We start from the raw sequence: 26,467 nt of genomic DNA on the forward strand, positions 1-26,467 counted from the left end.
CCATCATGGAAAAACGTGAAGAACTCTACCGCGGCAAAGCCAAGTCGGTTTACAAGACCGACGACGCTGACCGCTTGATCCTGCTGTTTCGCAACGACACCTCGGCGTTCGACGGCAAGCGCATCGAACAGCTGGACCGCAAGGGCATGGTGAACAACAAGTTCAACGCCTTCATCATGCAAAAGCTCGAAGCCGCCGGCGTGCCGACCCAGTTCGACAAGCTGCTGGGCGACAACGAATGCCTGGTCAAGAAGCTGGACATGATCCCGGTCGAATGCGTCGTGCGTAACTACGCCGCCGGCAGCCTGGTCAAGCGCCTGGGCGTGGAAGAGGGCATGAAGCTCAACCCTTACACCTTCGAGCTGTTCCTGAAGGACGACGCCAAGGGCGACCCGTTCATCAACGAATCCCACGTCGTGGCATTCGGTTGGGGCACCGCCGAGCAACTGGCCCGCATGAAGGAATTGTCCCTCAAGGTCAACGAAGTGCTGACCAAGCTGTTCGACGACGCCGGCCTGCTGCTGGTGGACTTCAAGCTTGAATTCGGTGTGTTCAGCGACGGTTCCATCGTCCTGGGCGACGAATTCAGCCCGGACGGCTGCCGCCTCTGGGACAAGGACACCAAGAAGAAGATGGACAAGGACCGCTTCCGCCAGGGCCTCGGTGACGTCATCGAAGCCTACGAAGAAGTCGCCAAGCGTCTGGGTGTACCGCTGTAATCGACGCAAGCATCTGATAGCACGGAAAAAATTTCGCTCGGGGGTTCGCTTCTGGCGAATGTGCTGGTATGATGCGCGCCACTGGAGAGATGCCGGAGTGGCCGAACGGGACGGATTCGAAATCCGTTGTACTGGCGACAGTACCTAGGGTTCAAATCCCTATCTCTCCGCCATATATAGAAAAGCCCTGTAGATTAACGTCTCGGGGCTTTTTTTTGTCTTCAGATTTTATTTGGAAATTGTACGTAGCTGGTGGACTTCATTTCCAGTGGACGTGGAGGTGGCGCTTTGATAGCTTCACTTGGTTGGTCGGTTTCCGGTTCGAAGCCAGTATTCTCGGAGCCGGTGTCTCAGACTTTTACCTTTCCCAATTCCGCAAGGAGCGACATCCATTGGCTCTTCAAATATCGCTGTTCAACCACAAAGGTGGTGTAAGTAAGACCACCACCGCATTTAACTTGGGTTGGATGCTGGCTAAAAAGGGTAAAAAAGTCTTATTGGCTGACTGCGATCCGCAGTGTAACCTCACTGGAATGGTGCTAGGGTTCAAGGGCAGCGATGACTTCGCTGAGATATATAACTCAGGGGGGGTTAGAAATATTCGTGATGGATTAGCACCAGCGTTCGAGTCCAGGCCTGCCCCAATCCAGCCGGTAAAGTGTGAGGCTATTGCGGGTCAGGATAATTTGCATCTAATCCCAGGGCATATTGGACTGGCTGAATATGAAGTTACCTTGGGTATTGCCCAGGAATTGTCAGGCTCCCTAGTTACTCTTCAAAATCTTCCTGGTTCGTTTAGTCATCTGTTTCAGTTGACTGCAAAAGAGTACGATTGTGATTACATTATCGTAGACATGAGTCCGAGCCTGGGACCTATAAATCAAAACTTGTTGATGACAAGTGACTTCTTCTTAGTCCCGATGAGCCCTGATTACTTCTCTGTTATGGCCACTGACTCGTTGGCAAATGTACTTCCAAAATGGAAGGCCTGGGCAAGTACTGCTCACTCTACTCAAGTGTTGCAGAAGGCTACTTATCCCTTTCCAGTAGTTGATACTAAGTTTCTCGGAACTGTTGTGCAGAAGTACCGTGTCCGTGAGGGGACAACCGCTTCGGCGGCCTTCCAAAAATGGATTGACGAAATTGAAGCAGGTGTAAAGTCTAAGCTTGTACCGGCATTAGAGGCCTGTGGAATGATGATGGCACCGGAAGCTTATGCTTCGATCGGTGTAGAGCCAGGTGAGCCGCTTCTCCAGATGTCTGATTTCAATGGTTTGATAGCTCTCTCTCAAAAGCATAAGGTCCCAGTGTATGCGTTGAGCGATGAGCAGTTGGAGCAGACGGGTATCGTGCTTGAGCGAACTAAGAAGTCGATGGAAAAATTTGGCGCCCTTTTCTCGGAGGCTGCGGATCGAATCATCGCGTTGACAGAACATGCTTAAATCGCTTGAGGCTGCTCGTGAGAGCCTCCTTAGAGTCGAACATTTAGGTGGTCTTTACAGCGCGCTACAATCATTGACAACGTCAGCTATAGATTCAAGTGATTTGCTTAGGGCTCAGGTAGTATTGGCTGTCAGTGCGCTGGATTTCTATATCCATGAAGTCACGGTGGCAGGTATGTTGGATGTGATAAAGGGTAATCGCCCTTCAACGCCAGCATTCGATAGGTACCGTGTTTCAGTTGGAGCCATGCTGGGGGGAGTGCAGTCGCAAACATATGATTGGTTTGAGGCTGATGTAAGGGAACGACATAGTTTCTTGTCGTTTCAGCAGCCGGAAAAAATTGCCGATGCTGTTCGGCTGTTTTCGGAGGTTAGGTTGTGGGAGATAATTGCTGAGAAGATAGGAGACAAAGACGTAAAGGATCGGCTTCGGTTAATAGTAGATAGGCGGAACAAAATTGCTCACGAGGCTGACATTTCGCCTAGCTATCCAGGAGAACGATGGCCCATCACGCAGTCTGATGTTGCGGAGATTCGCGTATTCATTGGACGTATCGTAGAGGCTATACATGAGAGCGTAGTTTCAACATGACTATGCAGAAACATATCTCCTAAGGGAAACGGGGACGGACCACGATTATGAGGCGAAGAGATTACAAGTGAACTCAAAATCGTGGTCTGTCCTCCGTTTCCTCTCGATTTTTTCCGTGGCGTTGGGGAGCCGGGTTGTTCTTGAAGCGGCAGCGGTTCGAGCAGGTTGGCTGAGGGGACAGGGATTCATCGCTAGTTGATAGGAAGCTTGCCAGTGATTACAAATTTATCGAACACCTTCTGACCATCACATGCAGCTTGCCGAACATCAAGAAATGTCAGTTCATTGGGAGCGACTTTTTTGGGGGGCTTATCGACTTTTTTTATAATGGTCATCGGAGCCTCCGAGGTGTGATTAATCGAGTCAGGGCAAACCGGAAGGAGAGGGTTTCAGCGCCGTGGATTTATGCTCGTCTCCGACGAAATGGGCCCCGTGAGAGATAATGCCAGCCAGTTAAGAGCGATCGAGTCAGGCACTGAATTTGTGGTAAGGGGATTTAGCGAAACGTCGCACCGCCTCGTTGGGCTGCGAAGCGGCCCCAACACCAACTCATTCAACCAGACACACAGGGTGTCTGGCTTTTAGGGCTGCTTCACAGCCCAGCGGGGATAAATCCCCTCGCCACAGGGGCTGCATCGATTAGCTGATCGGCATCACCTTGTTGAGCCCTTTGAACTAGGCCGGCTCCGCATCCAATCGTCGGGCTATGACATCGAGTACGTCGCAACCGTCCCTCAATGGAATGCAGCACAGCTGTGCGAAGTCCTGAAGGACCACTGAGTCGCTCGGAATGTCTCCTCGCATGGCGAGGTTCTCTAAAAGCTGGGTGACCGCGCGGATTCTATAGCCCGCCGTGTCGAGCAGGATGTGCAAAGGTGCAGAGGTATCGACGAAGAGGGGTTGATCGTCGGCATTGCTGGTAAGAGCCATGTATCTATTCATTTCAAACTCCGCTTGATCGAGGGCTTTCTTACCATTTGTCATTGAGTCGCCAAACCCAAGCCGCTCTTACGAACGACACTTGGACTATAGAGCCCTTCTGGAGAAATCATCAATCAGATGATGAGTCAGAAAATTCCCTAAATTATGTGGGCGAGAAATGTCAGAAAAATCCCCGCTGCAATTGCCTCCCCCGCCTTTTTTATCCCGCACAACCCCCTCCGCGACCTGCATCACCTCGGTGTCTGCCAGACCCAAAGCTTTGTAACAATTAGACTAATGGTCTATAGCTCAAGACAAGGCTGCCGATAGGCAGGTATTCCCCCGTGTAAGGAGTGACACCATGCTGCGGTTTTTTGCCGATCTGGGCTTTCGCTGGAAAATCACCCTTCCGATCGCATTCCTGGCTGTGTTGTTGGTGCTGATGGGGTGGTCGGGCATGCGTGGTATCGGTCAGGTGACCGAATCGAGCACGCAACTGACCAAGCGTTATCTGCCGGCGATCAGCCTGTTGCTCAACGCCGACCGTGATCTTTATCAGGCTTTCGTCGCCGAGCGCAGTCTGCTTGATGGTCATGCAAGCGAGCATCTGAAAGCGCTGAGCGCCAGTCATGGCGAGAATGCGAAGCAGGCTTATGACCGCGTGCAAAAATATGCCGCGATGCAATCCGGTGCCGAAGCACAGGCATTGGTCAGTCAGTTCAATGACAGCTTCGGGAAATGGATGCAGGTGTCGCGACGGGTCCTCGAGCTGTCTGTGGGCGATCCGCAGGGTGCCAGCGCGCTGAGTTTTGGTGACAGTGAGCGCCTGTTCGAAACCATGCGCGACTCCATCGACAAGCTGGGTGAGCTGGAAGATGCGGCGTCGCATCGCGAAGGCGACGCCGCGATCAATAACGGCAAGGCAGTTGGGATGCAACAGGGTGCGATTCTGCTGGTCGGCCTGCTCAGTTGCGTCCTGGTGCTTTTCGTTCTGCCACTTGTGGTGCTGAGCCCAATGCGTCGACTGCTGCACCGCGTCGAGCAGATTGCCGAGGGTGGTGGCGATTTGAAAGGGCGTCTGGAGGTACGTTCGGCCGATGAATTGGGTCAGCTCAGCGGTGCCTTCAACCGTTTTCTCGACAAGCTGCAACCGTTGATTGCCGAGGTTGGGCGGGTCACCGGGGAGGTCGACTCCGCAGCGCGCGCCATGGCTGATATGGCCGCCACGAATGACCGGTTGATCAGCAGCGAGCATGCGGCGCTCGATCAGGTCAGTACCGCCGCCACCCAGATGAGCGCGGCGGTGCACGAAGTGGCGCATAACGCGGCGAACGCCTCGGGCGCCGCGCAACAGGCGAGCAGTCAGTCTCGTGACGGCGCCGAGGTGGTCAGCAGCACCATCGAGTCGATCCGCCAGTTGGCCCAGGAAGTGGAGAGCGCTTCGGGCACGATCGAGGCATTGGCCCAGGAAACTTCCAGCATTGGTGCCGTGCTCGAGGTGATACGTGGCATCGCCGAACAGACTAACTTGTTGGCGCTGAACGCTGCCATCGAAGCCGCACGGGCCGGTGAGCAGGGCCGTGGTTTTGCCGTGGTGGCCGACGAAGTGAGGGCGCTTGCGGCGCGCACACAGGATTCGACCAAGGACATCCAGGTTCGCATCGAGCGGTTGCAGAGCGGTGTCGCCAAGGCTGTTCAAGCCATGCATGTGGGCAGTAGCAAGGCCCGGGACAGTGTCGAGCGTGCAGCGGGTGTCGATCAGGTGCTCAGCGGTACCGGCGGTTCGATCCAGCGGATCAACGACATGGCCGCGCAAATCGCCAGTGCATGTGAGGAACAGAGCAGCGTCACTGAGGAAATAGCCCGCAATATTTCTGACATCCGTGATCTGTCCAACGAGGCGGCATCCAACTCTGCCCAGAGCATGCAGGCCAGCCAACAGCTGTCCAGCCTGTCGAGAAACCTGGCAGAACTGACCGGCCGCTTCCGCACCTGAAGCAGGGGGTGTCGTGTCCACTGACGAGCAGCTGCAAGCCCTGCATCAGGACGGGTTCGTCCTGATGCCCGGCGTGTTGAATGCCCGGCAGATCGCCGACCTGCGCCATGCCATTGACCAGTTGAAGCCCCAGCATTGGGACTACAGCGGCGTCATCGATCATTACAAATGTGTGTTCAATCGCGATCCGTTCTGGCTGGCCTTCCTGGATGTGGCCGGGGTGATCGAACTGGCCGAGGCGGCTCTGGGCGATGATTGCCATGTCATCGGCCAAACGGCCTGGCGCTGCCATCCCGGTTTTGTGGGGGCACCGTTGCACCTGGATTACCTGGCGATGGCGTTGCCGCCAACGCTGTTGGCCGACCCTGCCTTTGAACTGCCGATGCAAGTTTTTACCGCGCAGTTTTACCTGGATGACATCGACGCCGACTTGAGCCCGACACAGGTCATTGCCGGCAGTCACAAGGCCGGCCGGGCGCCGGTGAAGGGCGAAACGCAGTGGCAAGGGCGCCCCGCGCAGCCGGTGCTGTGCCGGGCGGGCGATGTGCTGATACTGCGCAGTGAGTTATGGCACGCCGGCAGCGACAACCGGACCGCCGACCGCACGCGTTACATGCTCCAGGTGCACTATGGCCGGCGGATGGTCGCGCAGAAGTTCTCACCCTATCTGCATTGGCAGTTCAACCCCGTGGTCTTGGCCGCCGCGACACCTCGTCAGCGGCGGTTGTTGGGCGATCACCAGGAAGCTGAATACGATTGAGCCCAGCTCAGTCAGATCCACACATCATTGACCGCCGTTCGCTCATTGGTTTGTTCGCCGGTATTGATGACGCCGCGAGGCTCGATCAACAGCAGTTTCACTTCCTGGGCGGCGCTGGGCTTATGTTCGACACCTTTTTTGACCACGTACATCTCGCCCGGGCCAATCGTCACTGCACCATCGCGAAAGTCGATACGCAGCTCGCCCTCCAGCACGATGAAGGTTTCATCCGTATCGGCGTGGACGTGCCAGATGAATTCGCCTTCGAGCCGGGCGATCTTGAATTGGTAGTCATTCATTTCGGCCACGACTTTCGGTGTCCACTGTTCCTGGAACAGGGTGTATTTCTGGGCGAAGTTGATGGGGGCGTAACGGTTCATCGAGGCATGCTCCTTGGTGGGTGGTGCGTCCTACTTTATTGTTCGAGCCGATGCTGCGTATTGGATGATCGTGCAACTTTTTTGCGGCGCGCAGTCGCTATCTTAGCGCAGCATGTTCAGCCAGCGTGCCGGTGAAATACCGAAGACCTGGGTATGCAACCGGGTCATGTGGCTCTGATCGAAAAAACCACAGGCCAGGGCCACTTCGCTCAATGGCGTACCGTGGAAGGCCAGGCGTCGGGCTTCGCTCAAGCGACGCTGGATGATGTAGCGATAGGGGCTGGTGCCGTACAGCGCCCGGAAATCCCGGGAGAGGCTCCATCGATCGCGACCGCTGGCCTGCACCAGGTCTTCGAGGGTGATCGACTGGTGGAGGGCATCGTGGATGAACAGGCGGGCTCGCTCCGCCGCCGGGTAGTCGATCAGCCGCCGTCCACGTCGACTGCCGGCCGCCAGGTCGAGTGCCTGGGCCACGTCGTAGATGGCATCCTCTTCCTCCAGCGGATCGAGGGGATGATCCAGGCCGTTCAAGAGTCGGCGGGTCGCGATGTTGAGGCGAGGGTCGCTGGACAACCCTCCTTCAATGAAGGGCAATGGCTTGCCCCCCAGTACTTGCTGGATCAACGACGGTTCTATGTAGAACATCCTGTAGCGGAAACCCTCACTCGTCCCGGCTTCGCCATCGTGCACCTCGTCCGGGTGCAGGACGATGGTGCCGCCGGGCTGGCTGTGGCGTTTGCTGTGGCGATAGTTGAAGCTCTGCACGCCGGAGAGCGTGATGCCGATGGCGTAGGTGTCATGGCGATGGGTGGTGTAGCCATGCCCGCTGAAATAAGCTTCGATGCGCTCCATTTTCCTCGACTCGGGCGCCCGCACCAGCCAGTCGCGATTATGGATGGATCGAGTCATTGCACCGGCCTCCTGCTTTTGTCCGCCTACCCTACCGCAAAAAAAGCTGAACTGGCGTAGGAGCTGTCGAGTGCAACGAGGCTGCGATCTTTCCCCTGACGCTTGAATCTCAAGCGAAAGATCAAGAGATCGCAGGCTTCGCCAGCTCCTACAGAGCCCACGCGGCGCTGTTAGATCTCCTTTACGGGCGTTTCGCCCTGGACATTCTTGATCAACCCGATGACATGAAGGCAGTCACTCTTGTTCACATAGGACTCGCCACTGGCGATCGTTTCGTGGTTGCCGGCTCTCAAGCGCCAGCGCCATTGGCCTTTTCCAGTATTCGGGGTGCCTCGGGTCTGTCGATAGATTTCAAAATACATCGGTTCGCTCCCTGCGATTCATTCAGTCAAGACATGCGTTGGACATGTGGCTGCCAGCCTAGCCAAGTGGGTGGTTTTGGCTACAGGAAATTCGTTTCCATTGGTTATCAAATATTGCTGACATGAGTCTGGATCGAACATGCGACCGTTTATGTCCTTGCTTTGCCTTGACCGAAAGAGCCCAGGGACTGAGACCCATGGCCGTGAAGTGAGTCTTTTTGCGCATAGACGCACAACCCCTGGCGTTTCTACACTGCATCCAATCAACGGATCGAGGGCAGTGGATGAACCGCAACGAATTGCGCAAGGCCGATATCAACCTGATGGTGGTTTTCGAAACGCTGATGCTGGAGCGTAACGTGACACGGGTGGCGGAAAAACTGTTCCTGGGTCAACCGACCATCAGCTCGGCCCTCAATCGTTTGCGCAAGATGTTCAACGACCCATTGTTCATTCGCGTTGGCCACCGCATGGAACCGACGGCCCGGGCTGAAGAAATCATCCGGCATCTATCACCGGCGCTCGATTCGCTGTCGGTGGCCTTGAGCCTGACCCACGATTTCGACCCCACCAGCAGCACCATGACGTTTCGCATCGGCCTGTCGGATGACGTCGAGTTCGGCCTGTTGCCGCCCCTGTTGAGTAGCCTGCGGCAAGAAGCGCCGCAAATCGTGTTCGTGGTCCAGCACGTCGATTACTGGCGCATTCCCGATTTGCTGGCATCGGGCGACATCACCGTGGGCATCAGCCAGACCCGCGGTCTACCGGCCAACGCCAAGCGCAAATTGTTGCGGCACATCGAGCCCCGCGTGTTGCGTGCCGATGTGTCGGACACGCCGCTGACGCTGGACGAGTATTGCGCGCGGCCTCATGTGTTGGTGTCCCATACCGCGAACGTCGCCGGGTTTGCCGATGAATGGCTGGCCGAGATCGGACGCACGCGTCAGGTCGTGCTGTCGGTGCCGCAATACAGCGCATTGCCGGCGTTGCTGGCCGGCACGGACCTGATCGCCAGCCTGCCGGACTATACCGCCGCCGCCATGGCGGCCTCGGGGCAACTGTTCAACGAACCCTTTCCTTTCAAGACCCCGACCCTGGATTTGTCCATGGTCTGGTTGAGCCATGTCGACAGTGACCCGGCCGAGCGCTGGTTGCGCTCTCGGCTGGAGGCGTTTATGGGTGAGCGCGTTGTCTCGGCGCAAGCTTGAGCGCGTGAAACGAGGAAACAAAACCTGCCCCAAAGTTTAAAGTCGAGGTAAGGTTGTGGCGGCTGAAATCCCCTCGTCATATTTTCGAATCGGAGTCGAACACATGCCTCACCTGCACATGGAGTACACCGCCAACCTGCCCGAGCTGAAGGCCGATGTCGCATTGCTGCGCCTGAACAATGCGCTGGTGGCCTCTGGCCAATTTGCCGCCGAGCTGGACATCAAGAGCCGGGCCGTGAAGCTCGAGACTTTCCGGGTGGGCACGGGGTTGGGCGAGCGGGGTTTCGTGCACGTGAAGCTGGCCTTGCTGAGCGGTCGCTCGCTGGAGGTCAAGAAACAACTGGCCGATAGCCTGCTGGCCGTGATCCAGGAGCTGGGGCCATGGCCGGCCGACGTTAGCGTGCAACTGTGCGTGGAAATCCTCGACATCGATCGAGGCCCGTATGCCAAGGCCTTGATCGGTCAATGACGATCAGGTGTCGCGGGCGGCGCAGGCCTTTATGATCTGTTCGCGCAGCCAGGCGTTGGCACTGTCCTGATCGACGGCCAGGCTCCACTGCATGTTCAGGGTGAACCCCGGCAGGCCCTGGGGCACTTCGTGGTGATTGAAGATCGCCTCGTTGGCCAGCAATTTCTGGATGCGGCGGGGCAGGGTCAGGATGAAGTCGGTGCCGGTGATCATCTTCAGTGCAGCACTGTAGCTGTTGGCGCGAGCGGCAATCTGGCGTTGATGCGCCTGCTGCGACAGCCAGCCGTCCACCATGTTGGTGGCTGACGACCAGGGTGTCGGAAATACGTGTCGGCGCCGTACGAAAGACTGAAGGCTCAGTTGCGGTTCGAGTGGCGTCGCTCGTTTATCCACGACACAAACCAGGTCTTCCTCCAGCAACTGCCGGGATTTGAAATCGGCATGGTTGCTGTGGAAGTTCGGGCCGAAGCAGATCACCAGGTCCAGGCTGCCGTCGCGCAATTCTTCGGCGGGAATGTCGGCTTCGAGCTTGTGCACGTTCACCACCACCGGCAGATTGGCGTAATCGAAGCCTTGCAGCAGTTGCGGCAGGATCAGCTGTTCGAAATATTCCGGTGCGCAAATATTGAAGGTAATGGCTTGCCGGGTCGGATCGAAGGTGGGCGTACCGGCATGGCACAGGTTGATGCTTTGCAAAATGGCGCGCACATGGTCGTACATGCCCTCGGCCTTGTAGGTGGGGCGCATGCCGGTGCGGGTGTTGATGAATAGCTCGTCTTCGAAACAGGTTCGCAGTTTCTTGAGGCAATAACTGACAGTTGACTGACTGACGCACAATGCCTCGGACACGCCAGTGACACTGCTTTGCTCGTACACGGCGCTAAACACCATGAGGTCCTGCATGTCGAGCTTTCTGAGGGAGTTACTGTTCAGCATCCGTTCTGTCTCTCGCTGTGCTCCTTGCGCGGATTTTGCGCAAACCAGGCTGACGATCCTAACGGAACGATGGTGCCAAGAGAATGCCGGGCAGGCGCTTTCATGGTCGGGAACGGGACAGATAATGTAGCGAACACGACGTGTCGATCAACGACTGTTTGGTTTGCCTATGTTTAGCTCGCTGCGATCCAAGCTCCATCAAATCCAGGTTTAACCGCCCAGGGTACCGTGGGACGCTTGCCCGATGTATTTCCTGTGATGCGCTCATGGACGGTTGGCCCCTGGCATTCCAATACGCTTCATCTGCCGCGGTCGATCCGCTGGGCCGGTTCACGCCTGCCATGGCCCCAACCCTCAGTGCGTTGCCCTCCGAGCTGGCTTTTTGGGCGCTCTGGCATTGCCGTCACGCTCGTCCTCCAGATACGCGTATTTCCTGTTGATCATTCACGGTGCTCGCTCAATGGCGAGCACAGACTGACGGTGCCTTGTCCCCCGTCCGACATGGAAATACGAGCCTTCTCATGAGCCTTGCCAAGTTTTCTTTCGCACCCGTGCAACACGCCCAGGCGTTCCTTGCGCAGAACCCTGATATCGAACTGTTCGAGCTGTTCATTCTCGACAACAACGGCGTGCCCCGGGGCAAGTTGTTGCATCGGGAAGAGTTGCTGGCGGTCTTCGAAAGTGGCCGGCCACTGCCCAGTACGATTCTCGGGCTGACCATCAATGGCGATGATGTGGAAAACTCGGGACTGGTGTGGGACGTCGGTGACATCGATTGCCGTGCCTATCCCCTCAGCGGCAGCTTGCAGCGCATGCCATGGCGGCTGATTCCCACGGCTGCCGTGCAGGTCAGCATGCATCCCCAGGAAGGCATGCCGGCGACCATCGCCGATCCGCGTTATTTGCTCAGCCAAGTGATCGAGGCCTTGCAGGCCGACGGTTATTACCCGGTGATGGCGGCGGAGCTGGAGTTTTATCTGCTGGACGCGCAACGCGACAGCCAAGGCCGGCCACAACCGGCGCGGGATGCCGACGGTGGCCGGCCGCGCGCGACCCAGGTCTACGGTTTGCGCGAGCTGGAGCAGATCGAGCCGTTCCTGGCCGACCTGTACACCGCGTGCAAGCTGCAAGGCATTGCGGCCCGGACCGCCATTTCCGAATACGCACCGGGACAAGTGGAGATCACCCTTGAACATCGCAGCGATGCCTTGCAAGCCATGGATGAAGCGGTGCGCTACAAGCGACTGGTCAAGGGCGTGGCCCACAAGCACGGCATGCAGGCCTGTTTCATGGCCAAGCCGTTCGATCACTTGGCGGGCTCCGGCATGCACATGCATGTCAGCCTGGCGGACCGCGATGGCCACAATTTGTTTGCCAGTGAAGCCGCCGACGGCACGCCGCTGTTGCGCCAGGCAGTGGGAGGGATGCTCGACACCTTGCTCGATTCGCTGTTGATGTTTTGTCCGAACGCCAACTCCTACCGGCGATTCCAAAGCAACAGCTACGCACCGCTGGCGGCGACCTGGGGCGTGGACAACCGCACCGTGAGCTTGAGGGTGCCGGGCGGCCCGGCGTTCTCGCGGCACATCGAGCATCGTATCTGCGGCGCCGATGCCAACCCTTACCTGGCAGCGGCGGCGATATTGGCCGGCATTCATCGCGGCCTGCGTGAACAGTGCGATCCCGGGAAACCTGTGGAAGGCAACGGCTACGCCCAGGCCACCGAGTTGCTGCCCACCGATTGGCTCACCACCCTGCGTGCCCTTGAAGCATCGGCCTGGGCGCGGGAGGCGTTTGGCGATGAGTTTCTTGGCGTTTATCTGGCGGTCAAGCGCGCGGAATACCGTCAATTCATGGGGGAAGTCGGGGAGCAGGACTGGCGCTGGTATCTGAATCAGGCTTGAAAGCGGTTGGCCGCCTGTTCCTTAAATAATTATTTAGTGGCAAGTTTTTCACGAAAAATTGATGGTGAGCTACCTAAAGTTTGTGCTGCCGTAGGAAATGAAATTTTCACATTTTCCTGCGGCACTTCTTTTTAAAAGAGCAACTTTCAGGAAACCGTCATCCATTATGCTGACTATTAAAGCCGTGCGCCCCGAGTGGGTGACGCTGGTCGCCAGTGCCTTTTTATTAATGGGCTTTAACATCGTTCTCTGGCAACACTTGCTGGCGATCACCACGGCTGACGCTCGGGGCCTGCTGATGTGCGTGGCGTTTGGCCTGATGATTATCTGCGCGTTCAACCTGGTGTTGACGCTCGTGGCCTTCCGTCCGCTGCTCAAGCCCGTACTGATGCTGTTGTTCCTGATCAGCGCCGGCGTTGCGTATTTCATGGGCCAATACGGCGTATTGATCGACACCGGCATGTTGCGCAACTTTGCTGAAACCAATGCCACGGAAGTTCGCGACCTGTTGTCGCTGAAGTTGTTTGTTTATATCGGATTGTTGGGGGTATTGCCTTGCTGGTTGTTGTTCAAGACACCGATCAACTACCGTCGCTGGCCCAAAGAGTTATTAAGTAAGTTGCTGGTCGGTGTGGCCTCGGTCGCGGTGATTGGCGTGGTCGCCCTGGCCAACTACCAAGGCCTGTCTTCATTGTTTCGCAACCACCACGAGTTGCGCTTGATGGTCGTGCCGAGCAATTACATCGGTGCCTCGTTCGGCTACTTGCGTGAGCAGGTCGCGTCGGCCAAGCAGCCGTTCACCAAGTTGGGCGAGGACGCGAGCCGCAACCCCATCTGGCAAACCCACGGCCGCAAATCCCTGACTGTACTGGTGGTGGGCGAAAGTGCCCGGGCCGAGAACTTCGGCATTCTCGGCTATAACCGCGATACCACGCCGACACTGAACAAAGAGGCCGGCCTGATCGCTTTCACCGACGTGCAATCCTGCGGCACTGAAACCGCCGTGTCGGTGCCTTGCATGTTCTCCAACATGGGGCGCAAGAACTACGACGCCAGTATCGCCAAGAATGAAGAGGGTTTGCTGGATGTGCTCAAGCGCGCCGGGCTGGAGGTGATCTGGCGGGACAACCAGTCCGGCTGCAAGGGCACTTGCGACCGGGTCACCGTGCAGGATATGAGCAATCTGAAGGATCCAGCCCTGTGTGCGAGCAGCGAGTGCCGTGACGAAATCCTGCTCCAGGGTTTGCAGCATTTCATCGACACGCTCGACAAGGACACCGTGCTGGTGCTGCACCAGATGGGCAGCCACGGGCCGGAATACTTCAAGCGCTATCCCAAGGAGTACGAGCATTTCACCCCGGTGTGCGAAAGCAACGCGCTGAACAATTGCAGTCGCGAGAGCATCGTCAACGGCTACGACAACACGCTGGTGTACACCGATCATGTGCTTTCGACCCTGATCGATCTGCTGCGGGCCAACCAGGACAAGGTCGACACGGCCATGCTGTACTTGTCGGACCATGGCGAGTCCCTGGGCGAATACAACCTGTTTCTCCATGGCACGCCCTACATGCTCGCCCCGGAGCAACAGAAACATGTGGCGATGCTTGCCTGGTTCTCTGACAGCTATCAGAAGGCTTTTTCGGTCGACACCCATTGCCTGCAACTGAGTCGGGAAAAGCCCTTGAGCCAGGACAACCTGTTTCACTCGATGCTCGGGCTGCTGGAAGTCAACAGCCAGGTCTACAACCGCGACCTGGACCTGTTTGCCAACTGTCGCGGCGCGGTGATTGACGGTGTCCTGGCGCGCCAGTGATGGCGTGACTTTTTTTTCACGCGGTGTTGGTTAACCTGTCATCCAATCTTTCCAAGAGCCGTTCGTATGTCCGGGCTACCCCCTTCCACCGTCGAGCTTGAGTTTGCCAGGCAGCATGACCAGGAACATGCGCAGGTCTGCTGTCGGCCGGCGCCTCGACGATTGCGTCTGGCGTTCTGGCGCGACGAACACATGGTACGCAACGCCCTGAAGGTGGCGGGCGAGCCCGGTTTGGTGCTGGATGTGGCCTGTGGCGCAGGACGGTTCTGGCCGGTGCTGGCCGAGCATGCCAACCGGGTGATCCTGGCGGCGGACCCGTCGCCGGACATGCTTGAACATGCGCTCACTCACCATGGCGGCGCGTTGCTCCAACGGGTCAAGACCTTCCCGAGTTCAGCGTTTACCATCGGGCTGTCGGCCAACGCGGTGGATTGTATTTGTTGTCTGCAACTGTTTCGCCACGTCGGCGCCAGCGAGCATCGCCTGGCGCTGTTGCGCGAGTTCCATCGGGTCAGTCGCGACACGGTGATCGTTTCGGTGCAAATCGAAGGACGCCTCAAGATCGGCCAGGCGCCACGACGAAGCCTGGCCGACAAGGCCGATGTCGAAGCCGAGTTTCGCCAGGCCGGTTTCAGCGTGCTCTGGTATCAGGATTTCCTGCCCGGTTTTGCGCTGACGCGTGTTTATGTATTGCGTAAGACCGGTTAAGTCCCGATGTAGGACTATTCTTGCTTTTTCGCAGGCGATTTCTCTTAGGCTGCTGCTCTATGGATGCTCGCAATCGCCAGCGGCGATATATACTGCGCGCCATTCTTCAAGGGAGAGCCGTGTGGCCATCGATATTCACTGGATTCGCGACAACGATAGCCTCGGTCAGTTTTGCGCCGAGTGGCAGCAGTTGCCATTCGTCGCCCTCGATACCGAATTCATGCGGGTCGACACCTTTTACCCTATTGCCGGTTTATTGCAGATCGGCGACGGCAAGCGTGCCTACCTGATCGACCCCTTGACCATCGACAATTGGCAGCCCTTGGCCGCACTGCTGGAAAACCCGGCGGTGCTCAAGGTATTACACGCCTGCAGCGAAGACCTTGAAGTGCTGCTGCGCTTGACCGGCAGCCTGCCTGCGCCGCTGTTCGATACTCAACTGGCCGCCGCCTACCTGAACCTGGGCTTCTCCATGGGCTATTCGCGGCTGGTGCAGGAAGTGCTGGGTATCGAGTTGCCCAAGGGTGAGACCCGTTCCGACTGGTTGCAACGGCCCCTGTCCGAGACGCAGATCAGCTATGCGGCAGAGGATGCCGTGCACCTGGCGGAAGTTTTCGTACTGCTGCGTCCAAAACTTTGCGACGAAAAATACCGTTGGGTCCTGGAGGACGGCGCCGAACTGGTGGCCAACCTGCGTCGCGAAGTCGACCCATACGAGGTCTACCGCGAGGCCAAGCTCGCCTGGAAACTGTCCCGCGCCCAATTGGCCGTGCTGCGCGAGCTGTGCGCCTGGCGCGAACGCGAGGCGCGGGCTCGTGACCTGCCGCGCAATCGCATCATTCGCGAGCATTCGCTATGGCCCCTGGCCCGTACCCAGCCGGATAACCTCGGCGCGTTGGCGAAGATCGAAGACATGCACCCGCGCACCGTGCGCCAGGACGGCCAGTTTCTGCTGGACCTGATCCAGCGCGCCGCCAGCGTGCCGCCCGAGCAATGGCCGCCGGCCGTGGCCGAGCCTCTGCCCATCGAGGCCTCGGCCTTGGTCAAGCGTCTGCGGGCGCTGGGGCAGGCTGAAGCCGAGCGCCTGGAGATTGCTCCGGAGCTGATGCTGCGCAAGAAAACCCTCGAAGCGCTGATCAAGAGCGGCTTTCCCGAGGGCCCTTACCAATTGCCTGATTCGCTGCGTGGCTGGCGCCGCGAATTGATGGGCCAGGCGCTGCTCGACAGCCTGGCCACTGCCGGAGAACAGCCTTGAAACGTATCTGCTCCATCTACCGAAGCTCGAAGAAAAACGAGATGTACCTGTATGTGCTCAAGAGCGATGCCCTGGAGCGTGTACCTGAGCCGCTGATGGCCGCCTTTGGCAAGGCGATCCATGCCTTCGACCTGGTGCTGAGCCCTGAGCGGGCGCTGTCTCGGGAAGACATCAACAAGGTGCTGGAAAACCTCGACACCCAGGGCTATCACTTGCAAATGCCGCCGGCCGAAGACGAGTACATCGAGCATTTGCCCGAAGAGTTGTTGCGCCGCAACGACCCGGTCTGACGGTCTCTGAGGCACCTGTTCTGGGTGCCTCTGGAAAAACATTGGAATGGTTTATTGACGACGATCGCATGGATGGAGCGACACACTCTATCGGCGGTTGTCTGCACTGTTTTTGAAAGGTTTGATTCATGCGCGTTCTGATTGCCGAACACGACCACCCGGTGTACGCCCAGCTTCTGCGTCAGGCGGCACCCGATATCGAAGTCCTGACCAGCGGCGACTCTGCCGAACTGTCGCGACTGGCCACCGATTGTCCGGTCTGGCTCGGCCAGCCTGATCTGCTGGCTACCCTGTTGCGCCAAGGCCATAGACCCAACTGGCTGCAATCGACCTGGGCGGGCATCACGCCGTTGCTGGCCGAGGGCTTGACGCGCAATTACCGCCTGACCCGTGCGGTGGGTATTTTCGGCCAGGTGATGGCTGAGTACGTGCTGGCTTACATGCTCGGTCATGAGCGCGAGGTGCTGGCGCGATTGGTCAGCCAGGTCGAGCGCAAGTGGGACAACCGCCAGGGGCAAAGCCTGGCCGGGCGCAAGGTGTTGATCGTCGGGACCGGGGATATCGGCCAGCGTGTGGCGCAGTTCCTCGTGCCGTTTGGTGTGCAGTTGTACGGCGTTGCCCGCGAAGCGCGGGCGTTGGCGCCGTTCATCGAGGTCGGGGCGCTGAAGGACCTGCCGCGCCTGGTGGGCGAGGTCGATTACGTGATCAACCTGCTACCCAACACTCCCGACACCCATGATGTGTACGACGCGGCGCTGTTCAAGCAATTCAAGCCGACCGGGTTGTTCATCAACGTCGGTCGCGGCGTGGCGGTGGTGGATGCGGACCTGGTGCAAGCCCTGAAGGACGGGCACCTGGCCGGCGCGGTGATCGACGTCTGCCGCCAGGAGCCGCTGCCGCAGCGCCACCCGTTCTGGACCGCCTGGGGCCTGCTGCTGACCGGCCACAGCTCGGCACCGACCTCGCCACCGATGATGGTGCAGTTGTTCCTGGAAAACCTGCGGGCCTATCAGGCGGGCGACGCGCTGCGCGGGGAAGTGGATTTCAGCAGGGGCTACTGACTTGGCGATGCACATGCTCCGCCCGGCCCTGTAGGAGCTGGCGAAGCCTGCGATCTTTTGATCTTTTGATCTTTCGCTCGAGACTCAAGTGTCTGGGGAAAGATCGCAGCCTCGTTGCCCTGTAGGAGCTGGCGAAGCCTGCGATCTTTTGATCTTTTGATCTTTAGCTCGAGACTCAAGTGTCTGAGGAAAGATCGCAGCCTCGTTGCACTCGACAGCTCACAACGTGGGGGGGCAGTGTTTGGGGTTACAGGCTGAAATCGCCTTCTGCCACCAGTTCGCTCAACGGCCGGCGCGGGCTCGGGGTTTCGCGGGCCTGGAGATACTCGGCCAGTGTCGATTTGTCCCCCAGCTTGCCAATCGCCACGGCCGCGTGCAGGGCGTAGCCTTGCGGGATCTTCAGTTCCTTGCGGGTCAACTCATGGTCGAAACCGGCCATGCCATGGGTGTGCCAGCCGCTGAGGCTGGCTTGCAGCGCCAGGTGGCCCCAGGCCGCGCCTGTGTCGAAGGTGTGGGACTGCGCTGGCGTCTCTTCGGTGGCGCCGGGCACAGCGAAGGTGGTTTTCGACACAATGATCACCAGTGCCGAAGCGTGTTGCGCCCAGCCGCGGTTGAATTCATTGAGCAGGCCCAGGAAACGCTCCCAATTCGGCGTGTCGCGGCGCGCATACAGGAAACGCCACGGCTGGGAGTTGTACGCCGACGGCGCCCAGCGTGCAGCTTCGAAGAAGCCCAGCAGGGTTTCTTCGGCAATGGCCTGGCCGTTAAAGGCGCGGGGCGACCAGCGTTCGATGAATTGAGGGTGAATCGCGTAATCGGCAATGCGGGGATTGGCGCTCATGGGCTTACCTGGCTGGGGTTTGGAAAGTCAATGAAGCAACCTACGTCCCGCCGCCCGGCCTGACAAGCCCCTGCCTACCGACAGTCGCCAATGCTTGGCCTGAAGAGGCCCGGGCACTAGACTGTCGGCCTTTTCACCACCTGATGTTGATGCTTGAGCCATGGCCGCCAAAGTCGAACCGTTCTGGAAACGCAAAACCCTCGATCAGCTCGATCTGCAGGAATGGGAATCGCTGTGCGACGGCTGCGGCCTGTGCTGCCTGCAAAAACTCGAAGACGAAGACGACAACAGCGTCTACTACACGCGCATCGCCTGCAAACTGCTGGACCTGAAAACCTGCCAGTGCACCGACTATCCCAACCGCCGCGACTTTGTCCCCGACTGCATCCAGCTCACGCCGGGCAAGGCCGATGAGTTCAAATGGCTGCCGCCGACCTGCGGTTATCGGCTGGTCAGCGAGGGCAAGGACTTGCCGTTGTGGCACCACTTGGTCTGCGGTGATCGCGATGCCGTGCACCACGAACGCATTTCCCAGTCCGGGCGTATGTTGGCCGAAGGCAGCGTGCCGGAAGACGATTGGGAAGATCATCTGATTTTCCGCGCCGGCTGAGCCGCCGGACGGCGCGCCCCAGGGAGAACCCATGGCAGCAGGATTGAAACGGACGCTGGCCGCCGGACTGCTGGCGATGGGCGGGCCGCTGTGGGCGGCGCAGAAAGTCGATCTGGATTATCACGTGCACCTGTTGCCGCAGAGCGATCAGGCCGAAGTGCGTCTGACGCTGGCCCGGGGTTCGGCGGTGCGCAGCCTGGATTTCGACCTCGGCGACGGCAGTCGCTACAGCGATTTCAAGGCCGACGGCCAATGGCAACTCACCCCCGGCAAGGAGGTGCGAGGTGTCTGGCGTCCAGCAGCCAACAAGGCCAGCCTGAGCTACCGCGTGCGCATCAGCCATGCTCGCAAGAACGCCACCTTCGAAACCCGCATGACCCCGATGTGGGCGTTGCTGCGCGGTGACGACCTGGTACCGTCGGCCAAGCTCGACCAGCAGGACGGCGTCGAACTGGTGGCCCGTCTGGACGTTGAATTGCCCGCCGGCTGGAAAAGCATCGAGACGCCCTGGCCGCGCATCGGCAAGCAACGCTTTCGCATCGACAACCCCTCGCGCCTGTTCGACCGCCCCACGGGCTGGATGCTCGCCGGCAAACTGGGCAGCCGCCGCACACGCCTGGGCGAAACCGAAGTGACGGTGGCCTCGCCCCAGCGCCAGGGCATGCGCCGGATGGATGTGCTGACGCTGCTGACGTTCGTCTGGCCGCAGGTGCAAGCGCTGGTGCCGCGCCATCCTTCCAAGTTGCTGATTGTCGGCGGCGGTGATCCGTTGTGGCGTGGCGCCCAGGCCGGCCACGACTCGATCTATTTGCACAGCCGTCCGCCGCTGGTCAGCGAGCGGGGCAGTAGCCCGTTGTTGCGCGAGTTGGTGCAGGCACTGGCCCGGGTCAATGATCAGGATCGCAGCGACTGGATCAGCGAGGGGCTGACCGAGTACTACGCCATCGAACTGCTGCGCCGCGCTGGCGGCCTGAGCGATGAGCGCTATCAGACCCTCAATGACCGGCTCGCCCGCGACAGCAAGGGCGTCACCACCTTGCGTGGCGAACAGATCAGCACCGCGGCAGTGGCCAAGGCGGTATTGCTGCTGCAGGAACTGGACCGCGAGATTCGCTTGAAAACCCACAACAAGCGTTCACTGGATGATGTGTTGCAGGGGGCGATGCGGCTGGAGACGGTCGATACCCAGGAGTTTGTGCAACTCAGTGAAAGTGTGCTGGGTGGGGGCTCCAGCGTTCTGGATACCCAGTTACTTCAGTAATACCGCTATCGCGGGCAAGCCTTGCTCCCACACTGAATCTTCGCCGGATGAAATATTGGGTACGACTCGATCCTGTGGGAGCAAGGCTTGCCCGCGATGAGGCCATCAGCCTCACCGCAAAGAATCAAAGCCCAACTTTGGGCGAATCCAACGAATCATTCCCCGTCACCGTAGCCGTGCCAGTCGCCGCCTCGGCATTGGCCTTCAGGCGGCTCAGCTCATCACCGGCCTGTTCGATACGGGCACGGGCGTTGCTGAGGTTCTGCCGGTTCTTTTCCAACAAGGCCTTGGCCGAACAATGCCCGGTGATCCCCCGCGCCAGCGCCATGCCGCCGATCGCCAGTTGAGCCAGGCCGAGCACACCGCCACGGCGCAAGCCCTTGCCCATCATCAGCACACCGCCGGCCAGTGAGCCAATGCGTTCCCAGCCATGCACGTTTTGTGGCGGATGGGATTGGAAAGGGGTGGTCTCGATCGGCTCGAACGGATTGTTGTCGCTCATGATCTGTCTCCAGTGTGGGGATTGGTATAAAGCTGACTGCCCGAGCGATTGCCTTGTTCAATCGAATGTTGCACCGATCAGCGGAATTGCGGCCCCGAACGGGTGTTGTTGCCTTTGGCCATGCGGTCATACAGCACGACGTTGACGGTAGCGGCCAGGTTCATGCAGCCGGTGGTGGGGATGTACACCACGTCCTCGCACCAATCGCGGATGTCCTTGTCCAGGGAGCCATCTTCCGGGCCAAAAATGTACAGCGCCCGGTCCGGGTGCGTGTATTCGGGCAGAGGGCGGGCACCTTCCACCAGTTCCACGGCCACTGGCACACAGCCCAAGGGCAGGATTTTCTTCAGGTCGTCGATACCGATCAGCGGGATGTCGTAGTGGACTTTCTTGGTGTCGGTGACGAAGTCGGCGGCGCGCTCATAGCGCTTGCCGGTGTAGAACACCGACGCCACGCCGTAGCAGCCGGCGGCACGCATGACCGAGCCGACGTTTTCCGGTGACTTGGGGTTGAACAGACCGATGCAGCTGTAGCGTTTGTTGGCCACGGGCGGGGTGCCTTTGGGGAAAAGGCGCGATTATACGGGATTGAGCCTGGTTGTTCAGTGTGGCGATCGAGGGTGGGCTGCCCAGTCGATAGACGCGAACCGATCGCGCCACTTTTTTAGCCCGCCCTGGGTTTACTCTACCGAGGCGTTGCGCAGCCTCAAGGCATTGAACACCACCGACGCCGAACTCACGCTCATGGCGATGGCGGCGATCATGGGCGAGAGCAGGTGACCGGTCAGGGGATACAGCAGGCCGGCAGCCAGCGGAATCCCCATCGAGTTATAGAGGAAGGCAAAGCCGAGGTTCTGGCGCATGTTTCTAACGGTTGCCACCGAAAGGGTGCGGGCCCGCAAGATCCCCATCAAATCGCCTTTTACCAAGGTCAGTTGGGCGCTGTTCATCGCCACGTCCGTACCCGTACCCATGGCAATGCCTACGTCCGCCCGAGCCAGGGCGGGAGCATCGTTTATTCCGTCACCCGCCATCGCGACCTGGCGGCCATCGCGCTGCAGGTCCGCTACCAGGCGCTCCTTGTCCTCGGGTTTGACTTCGCCATGGACCTCTTCGATGCCCATCTCCCTGGCCACGGCGCGTGCAGTGGTGAGGCCGTCGCCGGTGGCCATGATGATCTTTATGTCGTGAGCCTTGAGCCGGTTGACCGCTTCCCGGGAGGTCGGCTTGATCGGGTCCGAGACGGCCAGCAGCCCGGCCAGCACACCGTCGACCGCCATGTAGATAATGCTGATGCCTTGCGCGCGTAGCTGCTCGGCCTGTTGTTGCAGTGGGCTGACGCTGATATGGGCGGCGTTCATCAGGGCGGTATTGCCCAAGTGGACCTGCTTGCCGTCCACCTGGCCACTGACACCGATGCCGCTGCCGGATTCAAATGAAGCCGGCTTGATCAATTCAAGCTGCTCGGAGCGTGCGTGATCGACGATGGCGTGGGCCAGGGGATGTTCGCTGCCCTGGTCGAGGCTGGTGGCCAATAGCAGCACCTGGCGGTCGTCGAAGCCCTGGGTGGCTTCCACGCTGTGAAAGGCCGGGCGCCCTTCGGTCAGGGTGCCGGTCTTATCGACGATCAGCGTGTCGATCTTGCACAAGTTCTCGATGGCGCTGGCGTCCCGGAAAAGCACGCCCAGGCTGGCAGCCTTGCCGGTGGACACCATGATCGACATGGGGGTTGCGAGCCCCAGCGCACAGGGGCAGGCAATGATCAGCACGGCGACGGCGTTGATCAGCCCGAAGACCCAGCCAGGCTCGGGACCTAACAGCCCCCAGCCGAAAAAAGTCAGTACGGCGATGGCAATCACGCCCATGACGAAATAGCCAGCGATCACGTCGGCCATCCGCTGCATAGGGGCTTTGGAGCGCTGGGCCCGGGCGACCATCTGAACAATTTGCGCCAGGACGGTCTCGGCGCCGACCTTCTGCGCCGTCATCACCAAGCTACCGTGGGTATTGATCGTGGCGCCGATCAGGCTGTCCCCGGCGCGTTTGATCACCGAAACCGGCTCGCCGGTGAGCATCGACTCGTCAACGGCACTTTCACCTTCGAGTACCGCACCATCGACCGGGACCTTTTCACCGGGCCTGATCCTCAGGCGGTCACCCTGATGGACATGGGCCAGGGGGATGTCCTGTTCCTGGCCATCGGCGTTGATCCGGCGCGCGGTCTTGGGTGACAGCCCCAGCAGCGACTTGATGGCGGCCGATGTCTGCGAGCGTGCCTTGAGCTCCAGCATCTGCCCCAGCAAGGTGAGGGAGATGATCACCGCGGCGGCTTCAAAGTAGACGCCGATCCGCCCCTCTTGCAGGAACGTGGCGGGAAACCCTCCAGGCCAGAACGTGGCTGCGACACTGTAGAGATAGGCCGCCGCGGTGCCCAGGCCAATCAGGGTCCACATGTTCGGGCTACGTTGGCGAACAGAGACCACTGCTCGCACAAAAAACGGCCAGCCTGCCCACAGGACCACGGGTGTCGCCAGGAAAAACTCGACGAAATTTTGCATTTCACCGTGAAACAGCGACAAGGCGTGCCCCGCCATGGCGAGCACGGTCACGATGACCGTCAACGGCAAGGACCACCAGAAGCGGCGGGTGAAGTCCTTGAGTTCTGGGTTGTCCTCTTCTTCCAGCGCGGGCATCACCGGCTCCAGCGTCATGCCGCACTTGGGGCAGGTGCCGGGGCCGGGTTGGCGTATTTCCGGGTGCATGGGGCAGGTGTATTCAGTCGCCATGTCGTCCGTGTCCGTGCCCGAAGACATGCATCAAGGGGCATATCAGGAGAATCAGGTACGGCCAATTCGCCGTGATGTGGCTGAAGTGTTCTCGCACCAGATAGAAGAGGCCAATGACCAGCAACATGATCAATACAATGCCGGTCTTGCCCCGCCAGAATGACGTTGCGCCAGCAACTGGGGGTTGATGAGTGTTCATGGTATCGCTCCTTCAGGCCGGGCGAGCCATCGCCACCGATAAACACAGCATAGGCAGGGAGCGCCTTGGGGGATTGATATTCATCAACCTTGGCTTACTCCCCCGCAAATGAGGGATGTGGCAGGCATGCTAAAGGTACGAAGCTGTCAGCGATCTGACGGGGACATTGCAGATTTGTCAGCGGGGCCATGCAAGCGGCTCAGGCCGCCGCTCCACAGTCGAGTGAGGGGATTGGATCTGTGGAGCAACACTTTGCAGCGCAAGATAAACCCGCTCGCCACAACGGCTGATTACTCGTCCTTCTTCATCAACCCGGCCAGTGCGGCGAAGGGGTTGTGGGTTGCCTTGGCGATTTTCGGAGTGCTCAGGGAGCCGTCGCCGAAATATTGCTGGTCGGTGTAGCGCGAGTGTTCGTTGTCGTGGCAGTACAGGCACAGCAGTTCCCAGTTGGAACCGTCCTGCGGGTTGTTGTCGTGGTTGTGGTCGCGGTGGTGAACGGTCAGTTCGCTCAGGCGCTTGCCGGAAAACTCACGGGCGCAGCGGCCACAGACATGGGGGTACATTTTCAGGGCTTTGTCGCGGTAGCCCATCTCTCGGTCGCGCTGGGCATCGGCGAGGATACGGTCCAGCTTGGCGGTGTTGGACGGTGGCGTTGACGAACTCATGGGTTCACCTTTGTAAACAGGACGGATGACGGTTGGACAGAGTTTAGCTCAGCCCTTGAGCTTCTCGGCAATCCAGATGGTGTGGCGGGTGCCTTTGTTGCCATGGGCGAACACTTGCACCTCTTCGGCCTTGAAGCCGGCCTTCTTCAGCTTGTCGGAAAACTGCCGGTCAGCGCTGGCCGACCACACCGCCAGCACGCCCTTGGGCCGCAGGGCCTTGGCGCAGGCGGCCAGGCCTCCAGCCGAATACAGCCAACTGTTGGCTTTCTGGGTCAGGCCTTCCGGGCCGTTGTCGACATCGAGCATGATCGCGTCGAAACCCTGGGGTTCGGCTTGCAGCACCTTGGCCACGTCTTCCATGCGGATTACCGTGCGCGGGTCCGACAGCGGCCGCCCGGCCTTTTCACCCAGGGGGCCACGGTTCCACTCCACCACGCCGGGCACCAGTTCGGCCACCACCACTTCGGCGGTCTTGCCCAGATGCTTGAGGGCCGAGGCGAGGGTGAACCCCATGCCCAGGCCGCCGATCAGCACGCGCGAGCCGGGACGACCGGCCACCTTGCGGCAAGGAATCTCTGCCAGGGCATCTTCGGAACCGTGCATGCGGGTGTTCATCAACTGCCCGCCGTCACCGCCCTGGATCTTGATGACGAAGTCGTCACCGTACTCGAACAGGCACAGTGCACCGCCGTTATCAGGGATGGGCGTGGTATCGAGCAGAACGAAACGTTTCATGGAAATCTCATGAGAAGGGGCAAACCGACGCGGTAAGGACTAGCCTGAAGGCAGACAATAGCCACGGAGCCATTGATGAAGTGCCTCATTCTAACGGCCATTGGCCTGGCGGCGCTCTCGTTAAGTTGCGCGCAGGCCCAGCAGCCGACGATTCCGGTCAACCCGCCGAGCATTCCCGGCTCGCCAGGCACTGCCACTCCCATGCCCTATCCGCCGGTCACGCCCAACAGTGTGCCCAAGGCTGGCCCCGGAAGCGGCGGGCCGCCGTTGCTGCCCCCCATCGAAATGCCCAAGCCACCCAAGGACCAGCCGATACCGGGCATGGAGCCCAAGCCGGTGAAGGCCAAGTCGCCGGGGGGGTAGACATCAAGACTGTTGGTGAAACAACTGGATGATAAAAACCTGTGGGTTCGGGCATTGCGGTGAACTCTGTGGGAGCAAAGCTTGCTCGCGATGACGTCGGCATATGCAACACCGCTATCGCGAGCAAGCTTTGCTCCCACAGGCTCGCTCCCACAGGTTCTGTTTTTCAACTGACAGAGGGAGGTCAGACCTGCTGCGACAACAACTGCCCATCAGCCATGCGCAGGCGCTTGGACAGGGAGACGGCGAGGGCGCGGATGATCTTGGCGGCGATCTTGGGGGCGTCGTTGAGCATTTTTTCCAGGGAGTCCTTGCCCAGGTTCAGCAACTGGCAATTGCTGGCGGCGATGCAACTGGCCGAGCGCCGTTCGCCGTCGAGCACAGCCATTTCGCCGAATGCCCGGCCACTGCGCAGCGTGGCGATGGTTACAGGTTGGCCGTCGGGGCCGGTTTTCTGCACGGCCACCTGGCCGGTGTGGATGATGCACATGAAGCTACCGGCATCGCCCTCGCGGAAAATCGCCTCGCCCTCGGCAATGGCGCTGATGCTGAAATAGCCCGATGCCGCGGCGAAGTCGACAGGCAGCAACTGGTCGAACAGACCGCAGTCCATCAGCCAGTCGCGGATTTCTTTGTTCAGTAAGGTCGGTTCTGACATGTTGGCACGGTCTTTTTTCTTGTGTTTGTTACAGGTTCGGGCTGGCCTGGGTGTAAGAGATCCCTGGGACAGGCCTTGCTCCCACAAAGCCTTTCCCACATTGGGCTGGGTTAAATCAG

Annotated in this window: 29 protein-coding genes, 1 tRNA gene and 1 pseudogene; 18 read left to right on the plus strand and 13 right to left on the minus strand. The window is 59.4% G+C overall.

The genetic code is table 11. The features are described 5' to 3' along the window. Positions 1 to 5 precede the first annotated feature (5 nt). From purC to GFU70_RS07085, 4 genes are all read left to right on the plus strand, one after another. A complete protein-coding gene (purC, locus tag GFU70_RS07070) occupies positions 6 to 719 on the plus strand; it encodes a phosphoribosylaminoimidazolesuccinocarboxamide synthase (RefSeq protein WP_058543840.1) in 714 nt (237 codons plus the stop codon). Positions 720 to 802: 83 nt separating this feature from the next. Further along, positions 803 to 892: transfer RNA gene (locus GFU70_RS07075), tRNA-Ser, on the plus strand. A 219-nt stretch (positions 893 to 1,111) separates the two neighbouring features. Continuing rightward, the gene (locus GFU70_RS07080; RefSeq protein ID WP_193034278.1) at positions 1,112 to 2,161 is read left to right on the plus strand and encodes an AAA family ATPase; all 1,050 of its coding nucleotides are present in this window, start codon (positions 1,112 to 1,114) and stop codon (positions 2,159 to 2,161) included. Beyond that, positions 2,154 to 2,753, plus strand: a complete 600-nt coding sequence (locus tag GFU70_RS07085; RefSeq protein ID WP_153387783.1) for a HEPN domain-containing protein — start codon at positions 2,154 to 2,156, stop codon at positions 2,751 to 2,753. Before GFU70_RS07080 ends, GFU70_RS07085 begins: the two co-directional genes overlap by 8 nt. Before the next feature lie 675 nt (positions 2,754 to 3,428). Here GFU70_RS07085 and GFU70_RS07090 read toward each other — a convergent pair. Continuing rightward, positions 3,429 to 3,695 (minus strand): hypothetical protein, encoded by a 267-nt coding sequence (locus tag GFU70_RS07090; RefSeq protein WP_013692484.1) that lies wholly within the window; start codon positions 3,693 to 3,695, stop codon positions 3,429 to 3,431. Between the two features lie 340 nt (positions 3,696 to 4,035). Here GFU70_RS07090 and GFU70_RS29025 point away from each other — a divergent pair. The 3 genes and pseudogenes from GFU70_RS29025 to GFU70_RS07100 all read left to right on the plus strand — a co-directional run. After that, positions 4,036 to 4,812: pseudogene (locus tag GFU70_RS29025) on the plus strand (MCP four helix bundle domain-containing protein); the annotation flags it as partial. Positions 4,813 to 4,890: 78 nt separating this feature from the next. Continuing rightward, on the plus strand, positions 4,891 to 5,670 hold the full coding sequence (locus tag GFU70_RS29030; RefSeq protein WP_373419643.1) for a methyl-accepting chemotaxis protein: 780 nt from the start codon (positions 4,891 to 4,893) through the stop codon (positions 5,668 to 5,670). A gap of 13 nt (positions 5,671 to 5,683) precedes the next feature. After that, positions 5,684 to 6,430 carry a phytanoyl-CoA dioxygenase family protein gene (locus tag GFU70_RS07100; protein ID WP_153387785.1) on the plus strand — a complete coding sequence of 249 codons (747 nt, stop codon included), beginning with the start codon at positions 5,684 to 5,686 and terminating at the stop codon, positions 6,428 to 6,430. An 11-nt stretch (positions 6,431 to 6,441) separates the two neighbouring features. Here GFU70_RS07100 and GFU70_RS07105 read toward each other — a convergent pair whose 3' ends face one another. The 3 genes from GFU70_RS07105 to GFU70_RS07115 form a co-directional block, all read right to left on the minus strand. Beyond that, a complete protein-coding gene (locus GFU70_RS07105; RefSeq protein ID WP_058543836.1) occupies positions 6,442 to 6,810 on the minus strand; it encodes a cupin domain-containing protein in 369 nt (122 codons plus the stop codon). A 102-nt stretch (positions 6,811 to 6,912) separates the two neighbouring features. Next, a complete protein-coding gene (locus GFU70_RS07110; RefSeq protein WP_116642977.1) occupies positions 6,913 to 7,719 on the minus strand; it encodes an AraC family transcriptional regulator in 807 nt (268 codons plus the stop codon). Positions 7,720 to 7,889: 170 nt separating this feature from the next. Beyond that, positions 7,890 to 8,081, minus strand: coding sequence for a YegP family protein (locus GFU70_RS07115; protein WP_058543834.1), 192 nt, complete (start codon positions 8,079 to 8,081; stop codon positions 7,890 to 7,892). Positions 8,082 to 8,365: 284 nt separating this feature from the next. Between GFU70_RS07115 and GFU70_RS07120 the strand changes: the two genes are divergently transcribed. Both GFU70_RS07120 and GFU70_RS07125 read left to right on the plus strand, forming a co-directional pair. Next, complete coding sequence (locus GFU70_RS07120) at positions 8,366 to 9,289, plus strand: LysR family transcriptional regulator (RefSeq protein WP_058543833.1); 924 nt, start codon at positions 8,366 to 8,368, stop codon at positions 9,287 to 9,289. A 103-nt stretch (positions 9,290 to 9,392) separates the two neighbouring features. Beyond that, positions 9,393 to 9,758 (plus strand): 5-carboxymethyl-2-hydroxymuconate Delta-isomerase, encoded by a 366-nt coding sequence (locus tag GFU70_RS07125; RefSeq protein WP_058543832.1) that lies wholly within the window; start codon positions 9,393 to 9,395, stop codon positions 9,756 to 9,758. A 3-nt stretch (positions 9,759 to 9,761) separates the two neighbouring features. Here the strand turns inward: GFU70_RS07125 and GFU70_RS07130 are convergent, their stop codons facing one another. Then, positions 9,762 to 10,694, minus strand: a complete 933-nt coding sequence (locus tag GFU70_RS07130) for a LysR family transcriptional regulator (RefSeq protein WP_058543831.1) — start codon at positions 10,692 to 10,694, stop codon at positions 9,762 to 9,764. Between the two features lie 521 nt (positions 10,695 to 11,215). On the opposite strand from GFU70_RS07130, the gene GFU70_RS07135 reads away from it, so the two are divergent. From GFU70_RS07135 to GFU70_RS07160, 6 genes are all read left to right on the plus strand, one after another. Next, a complete protein-coding gene (locus GFU70_RS07135; RefSeq protein ID WP_116642975.1) occupies positions 11,216 to 12,598 on the plus strand; it encodes a glutamine synthetase family protein in 1,383 nt (460 codons plus the stop codon). 166 nt (positions 12,599 to 12,764) lie between these two features. Further along, positions 12,765 to 14,414, plus strand: a complete 1,650-nt coding sequence (locus GFU70_RS07140) for a phosphoethanolamine transferase (protein WP_058543829.1) — start codon at positions 12,765 to 12,767, stop codon at positions 14,412 to 14,414. A 66-nt stretch (positions 14,415 to 14,480) separates the two neighbouring features. After that, positions 14,481 to 15,122: a class I SAM-dependent methyltransferase gene (locus GFU70_RS07145; protein WP_116642974.1), complete on the plus strand. Its 642-nt coding sequence runs from the start codon at positions 14,481 to 14,483 to the stop codon at positions 15,120 to 15,122. Between the two features lie 121 nt (positions 15,123 to 15,243). Continuing rightward, positions 15,244 to 16,377: a ribonuclease D gene (rnd, locus tag GFU70_RS07150; protein WP_058543827.1), complete on the plus strand. Its 1,134-nt coding sequence runs from the start codon at positions 15,244 to 15,246 to the stop codon at positions 16,375 to 16,377. Continuing rightward, positions 16,374 to 16,667, plus strand: a complete 294-nt coding sequence (locus tag GFU70_RS07155) for a YcgL domain-containing protein (protein ID WP_003198853.1) — start codon at positions 16,374 to 16,376, stop codon at positions 16,665 to 16,667. Before rnd ends, GFU70_RS07155 begins: the two co-directional genes overlap by 4 nt. A 128-nt stretch (positions 16,668 to 16,795) precedes the next feature. Then, positions 16,796 to 17,728: a D-2-hydroxyacid dehydrogenase gene (locus GFU70_RS07160; RefSeq protein ID WP_116642972.1), complete on the plus strand. Its 933-nt coding sequence runs from the start codon at positions 16,796 to 16,798 to the stop codon at positions 17,726 to 17,728. Between the two features lie 247 nt (positions 17,729 to 17,975). On the opposite strand, the gene GFU70_RS07165 is transcribed toward GFU70_RS07160, so the two are convergent. Then, a complete protein-coding gene (locus GFU70_RS07165; protein ID WP_153387786.1) occupies positions 17,976 to 18,569 on the minus strand; it encodes a nitroreductase family protein in 594 nt (197 codons plus the stop codon). A 160-nt stretch (positions 18,570 to 18,729) separates the two neighbouring features. On the opposite strand from GFU70_RS07165, the gene GFU70_RS07170 reads away from it, so the two are divergent. Together GFU70_RS07170 and GFU70_RS07175 are read left to right on the plus strand one after the other, a co-directional pair. After that, entirely contained in the window at positions 18,730 to 19,179 is a 450-nt protein-coding gene (locus GFU70_RS07170) for a YcgN family cysteine cluster protein (RefSeq protein WP_018607524.1), read from the plus strand. Between the two features lie 31 nt (positions 19,180 to 19,210). Next, positions 19,211 to 20,440 carry a hypothetical protein gene (locus GFU70_RS07175; protein WP_058543824.1) on the plus strand — a complete coding sequence of 410 codons (1,230 nt, stop codon included), beginning with the start codon at positions 19,211 to 19,213 and terminating at the stop codon, positions 20,438 to 20,440. A 124-nt stretch (positions 20,441 to 20,564) separates the two neighbouring features. Here GFU70_RS07175 and GFU70_RS07180 read toward each other — a convergent pair whose 3' ends face one another. The 6 genes from GFU70_RS07180 to GFU70_RS07205 form a co-directional block, all read right to left on the minus strand. Continuing rightward, positions 20,565 to 20,942, minus strand: a complete 378-nt coding sequence (locus tag GFU70_RS07180) for a DUF2892 domain-containing protein (RefSeq protein ID WP_003198860.1) — start codon at positions 20,940 to 20,942, stop codon at positions 20,565 to 20,567. A 77-nt stretch (positions 20,943 to 21,019) separates the two neighbouring features. Then, positions 21,020 to 21,490: an RNA methyltransferase gene (locus GFU70_RS07185; protein ID WP_003198862.1), complete on the minus strand. Its 471-nt coding sequence runs from the start codon at positions 21,488 to 21,490 to the stop codon at positions 21,020 to 21,022. Positions 21,491 to 21,622: 132 nt separating this feature from the next. Beyond that, positions 21,623 to 23,728, minus strand: a complete 2,106-nt coding sequence (locus GFU70_RS07190) for a copper-transporting P-type ATPase (RefSeq protein WP_226921052.1) — start codon at positions 23,726 to 23,728, stop codon at positions 21,623 to 21,625. Continuing rightward, on the minus strand, positions 23,718 to 23,927 hold the full coding sequence (locus tag GFU70_RS07195) for a DUF2933 domain-containing protein (protein WP_058543822.1): 210 nt from the start codon (positions 23,925 to 23,927) through the stop codon (positions 23,718 to 23,720). Before GFU70_RS07195 ends, GFU70_RS07190 begins: the two co-directional genes overlap by 11 nt. Before the next feature lie 290 nt (positions 23,928 to 24,217). Beyond that, entirely contained in the window at positions 24,218 to 24,592 is a 375-nt protein-coding gene (locus GFU70_RS07200; protein ID WP_003184246.1) for a YajD family HNH nuclease, read from the minus strand. A gap of 48 nt (positions 24,593 to 24,640) precedes the next feature. Then, positions 24,641 to 25,327, minus strand: coding sequence for a spermidine synthase (locus GFU70_RS07205; protein ID WP_064107057.1), 687 nt, complete (start codon positions 25,325 to 25,327; stop codon positions 24,641 to 24,643). Between the two features lie 75 nt (positions 25,328 to 25,402). Between GFU70_RS07205 and GFU70_RS07210 the strand changes: the two genes are divergently transcribed. Beyond that, positions 25,403 to 25,690 (plus strand): hypothetical protein, encoded by a 288-nt coding sequence (locus tag GFU70_RS07210; protein WP_153387788.1) that lies wholly within the window; start codon positions 25,403 to 25,405, stop codon positions 25,688 to 25,690. A gap of 184 nt (positions 25,691 to 25,874) precedes the next feature. Here the strand turns inward: GFU70_RS07210 and GFU70_RS07215 are convergent, their stop codons facing one another. Further along, on the minus strand, positions 25,875 to 26,348 hold the full coding sequence (locus GFU70_RS07215; RefSeq protein WP_003184242.1) for a cyclic nucleotide-binding domain-containing protein: 474 nt from the start codon (positions 26,346 to 26,348) through the stop codon (positions 25,875 to 25,877). Positions 26,349 to 26,467 lie beyond the last annotated feature (119 nt).

This window comes from Pseudomonas brassicacearum (assembly GCF_009601685.2).
Classification (GTDB): domain Bacteria; phylum Pseudomonadota; class Gammaproteobacteria; order Pseudomonadales; family Pseudomonadaceae; genus Aquipseudomonas; species Aquipseudomonas kilonensis_B.

What these genes read in the sequence shown, in the direction of transcription:
- purC (WP_058543840.1), top strand. Translation starts at nt 6, where the DNA reads ATGGAAAAACGTGAAGAACTCTACCGCGGCAAAGCCAAGTCGGTTTAC.
- GFU70_RS07085 (WP_153387783.1), top strand. Translation starts at nt 2,154, where the DNA reads ATGCTTAAATCGCTTGAGGCTGCTCGTGAGAGCCTCCTTAGAGTCGAA.
- GFU70_RS07090 (WP_013692484.1), bottom strand. Translation starts at nt 3,695, where the DNA reads ATGAATAGATACATGGCTCTTACCAGCAATGCCGACGATCAACCCCTC.
- GFU70_RS29030 (WP_373419643.1), top strand. Translation starts at nt 4,891, where the DNA reads ATGGCCGCCACGAATGACCGGTTGATCAGCAGCGAGCATGCGGCGCTC.
- GFU70_RS07105 (WP_058543836.1), bottom strand. Translation starts at nt 6,810, where the DNA reads ATGAACCGTTACGCCCCCATCAACTTCGCCCAGAAATACACCCTGTTC.
- GFU70_RS07110 (WP_116642977.1), bottom strand. Translation starts at nt 7,719, where the DNA reads ATGACTCGATCCATCCATAATCGCGACTGGCTGGTGCGGGCGCCCGAG.
- GFU70_RS07115 (WP_058543834.1), bottom strand. Translation starts at nt 8,081, where the DNA reads ATGTATTTTGAAATCTATCGACAGACCCGAGGCACCCCGAATACTGGA.
- GFU70_RS07120 (WP_058543833.1), top strand. Translation starts at nt 8,366, where the DNA reads ATGAACCGCAACGAATTGCGCAAGGCCGATATCAACCTGATGGTGGTT.
- GFU70_RS07125 (WP_058543832.1), top strand. Translation starts at nt 9,393, where the DNA reads ATGCCTCACCTGCACATGGAGTACACCGCCAACCTGCCCGAGCTGAAG.
- GFU70_RS07130 (WP_058543831.1), bottom strand. Translation starts at nt 10,694, where the DNA reads ATGCTGAACAGTAACTCCCTCAGAAAGCTCGACATGCAGGACCTCATG.
- GFU70_RS07135 (WP_116642975.1), top strand. Translation starts at nt 11,216, where the DNA reads ATGAGCCTTGCCAAGTTTTCTTTCGCACCCGTGCAACACGCCCAGGCG.
- GFU70_RS07140 (WP_058543829.1), top strand. Translation starts at nt 12,765, where the DNA reads ATGCTGACTATTAAAGCCGTGCGCCCCGAGTGGGTGACGCTGGTCGCC.
- GFU70_RS07145 (WP_116642974.1), top strand. Translation starts at nt 14,481, where the DNA reads ATGTCCGGGCTACCCCCTTCCACCGTCGAGCTTGAGTTTGCCAGGCAG.
- GFU70_RS07160 (WP_116642972.1), top strand. Translation starts at nt 16,796, where the DNA reads ATGCGCGTTCTGATTGCCGAACACGACCACCCGGTGTACGCCCAGCTT.
- GFU70_RS07165 (WP_153387786.1), bottom strand. Translation starts at nt 18,569, where the DNA reads ATGAGCGCCAATCCCCGCATTGCCGATTACGCGATTCACCCTCAATTC.
- GFU70_RS07170 (WP_018607524.1), top strand. Translation starts at nt 18,730, where the DNA reads ATGGCCGCCAAAGTCGAACCGTTCTGGAAACGCAAAACCCTCGATCAG.
- GFU70_RS07175 (WP_058543824.1), top strand. Translation starts at nt 19,211, where the DNA reads ATGGCAGCAGGATTGAAACGGACGCTGGCCGCCGGACTGCTGGCGATG.
- GFU70_RS07180 (WP_003198860.1), bottom strand. Translation starts at nt 20,942, where the DNA reads ATGAGCGACAACAATCCGTTCGAGCCGATCGAGACCACCCCTTTCCAA.
- GFU70_RS07190 (WP_226921052.1), bottom strand. Translation starts at nt 23,728, where the DNA reads ATGGCGACTGAATACACCTGCCCCATGCACCCGGAAATACGCCAACCC.
- GFU70_RS07195 (WP_058543822.1), bottom strand. Translation starts at nt 23,927, where the DNA reads ATGAACACTCATCAACCCCCAGTTGCTGGCGCAACGTCATTCTGGCGG.
- GFU70_RS07200 (WP_003184246.1), bottom strand. Translation starts at nt 24,592, where the DNA reads ATGAGTTCGTCAACGCCACCGTCCAACACCGCCAAGCTGGACCGTATC.
- GFU70_RS07205 (WP_064107057.1), bottom strand. Translation starts at nt 25,327, where the DNA reads ATGAAACGTTTCGTTCTGCTCGATACCACGCCCATCCCTGATAACGGC.
- GFU70_RS07210 (WP_153387788.1), top strand. Translation starts at nt 25,403, where the DNA reads ATGAAGTGCCTCATTCTAACGGCCATTGGCCTGGCGGCGCTCTCGTTA.
- GFU70_RS07215 (WP_003184242.1), bottom strand. Translation starts at nt 26,348, where the DNA reads ATGTCAGAACCGACCTTACTGAACAAAGAAATCCGCGACTGGCTGATG.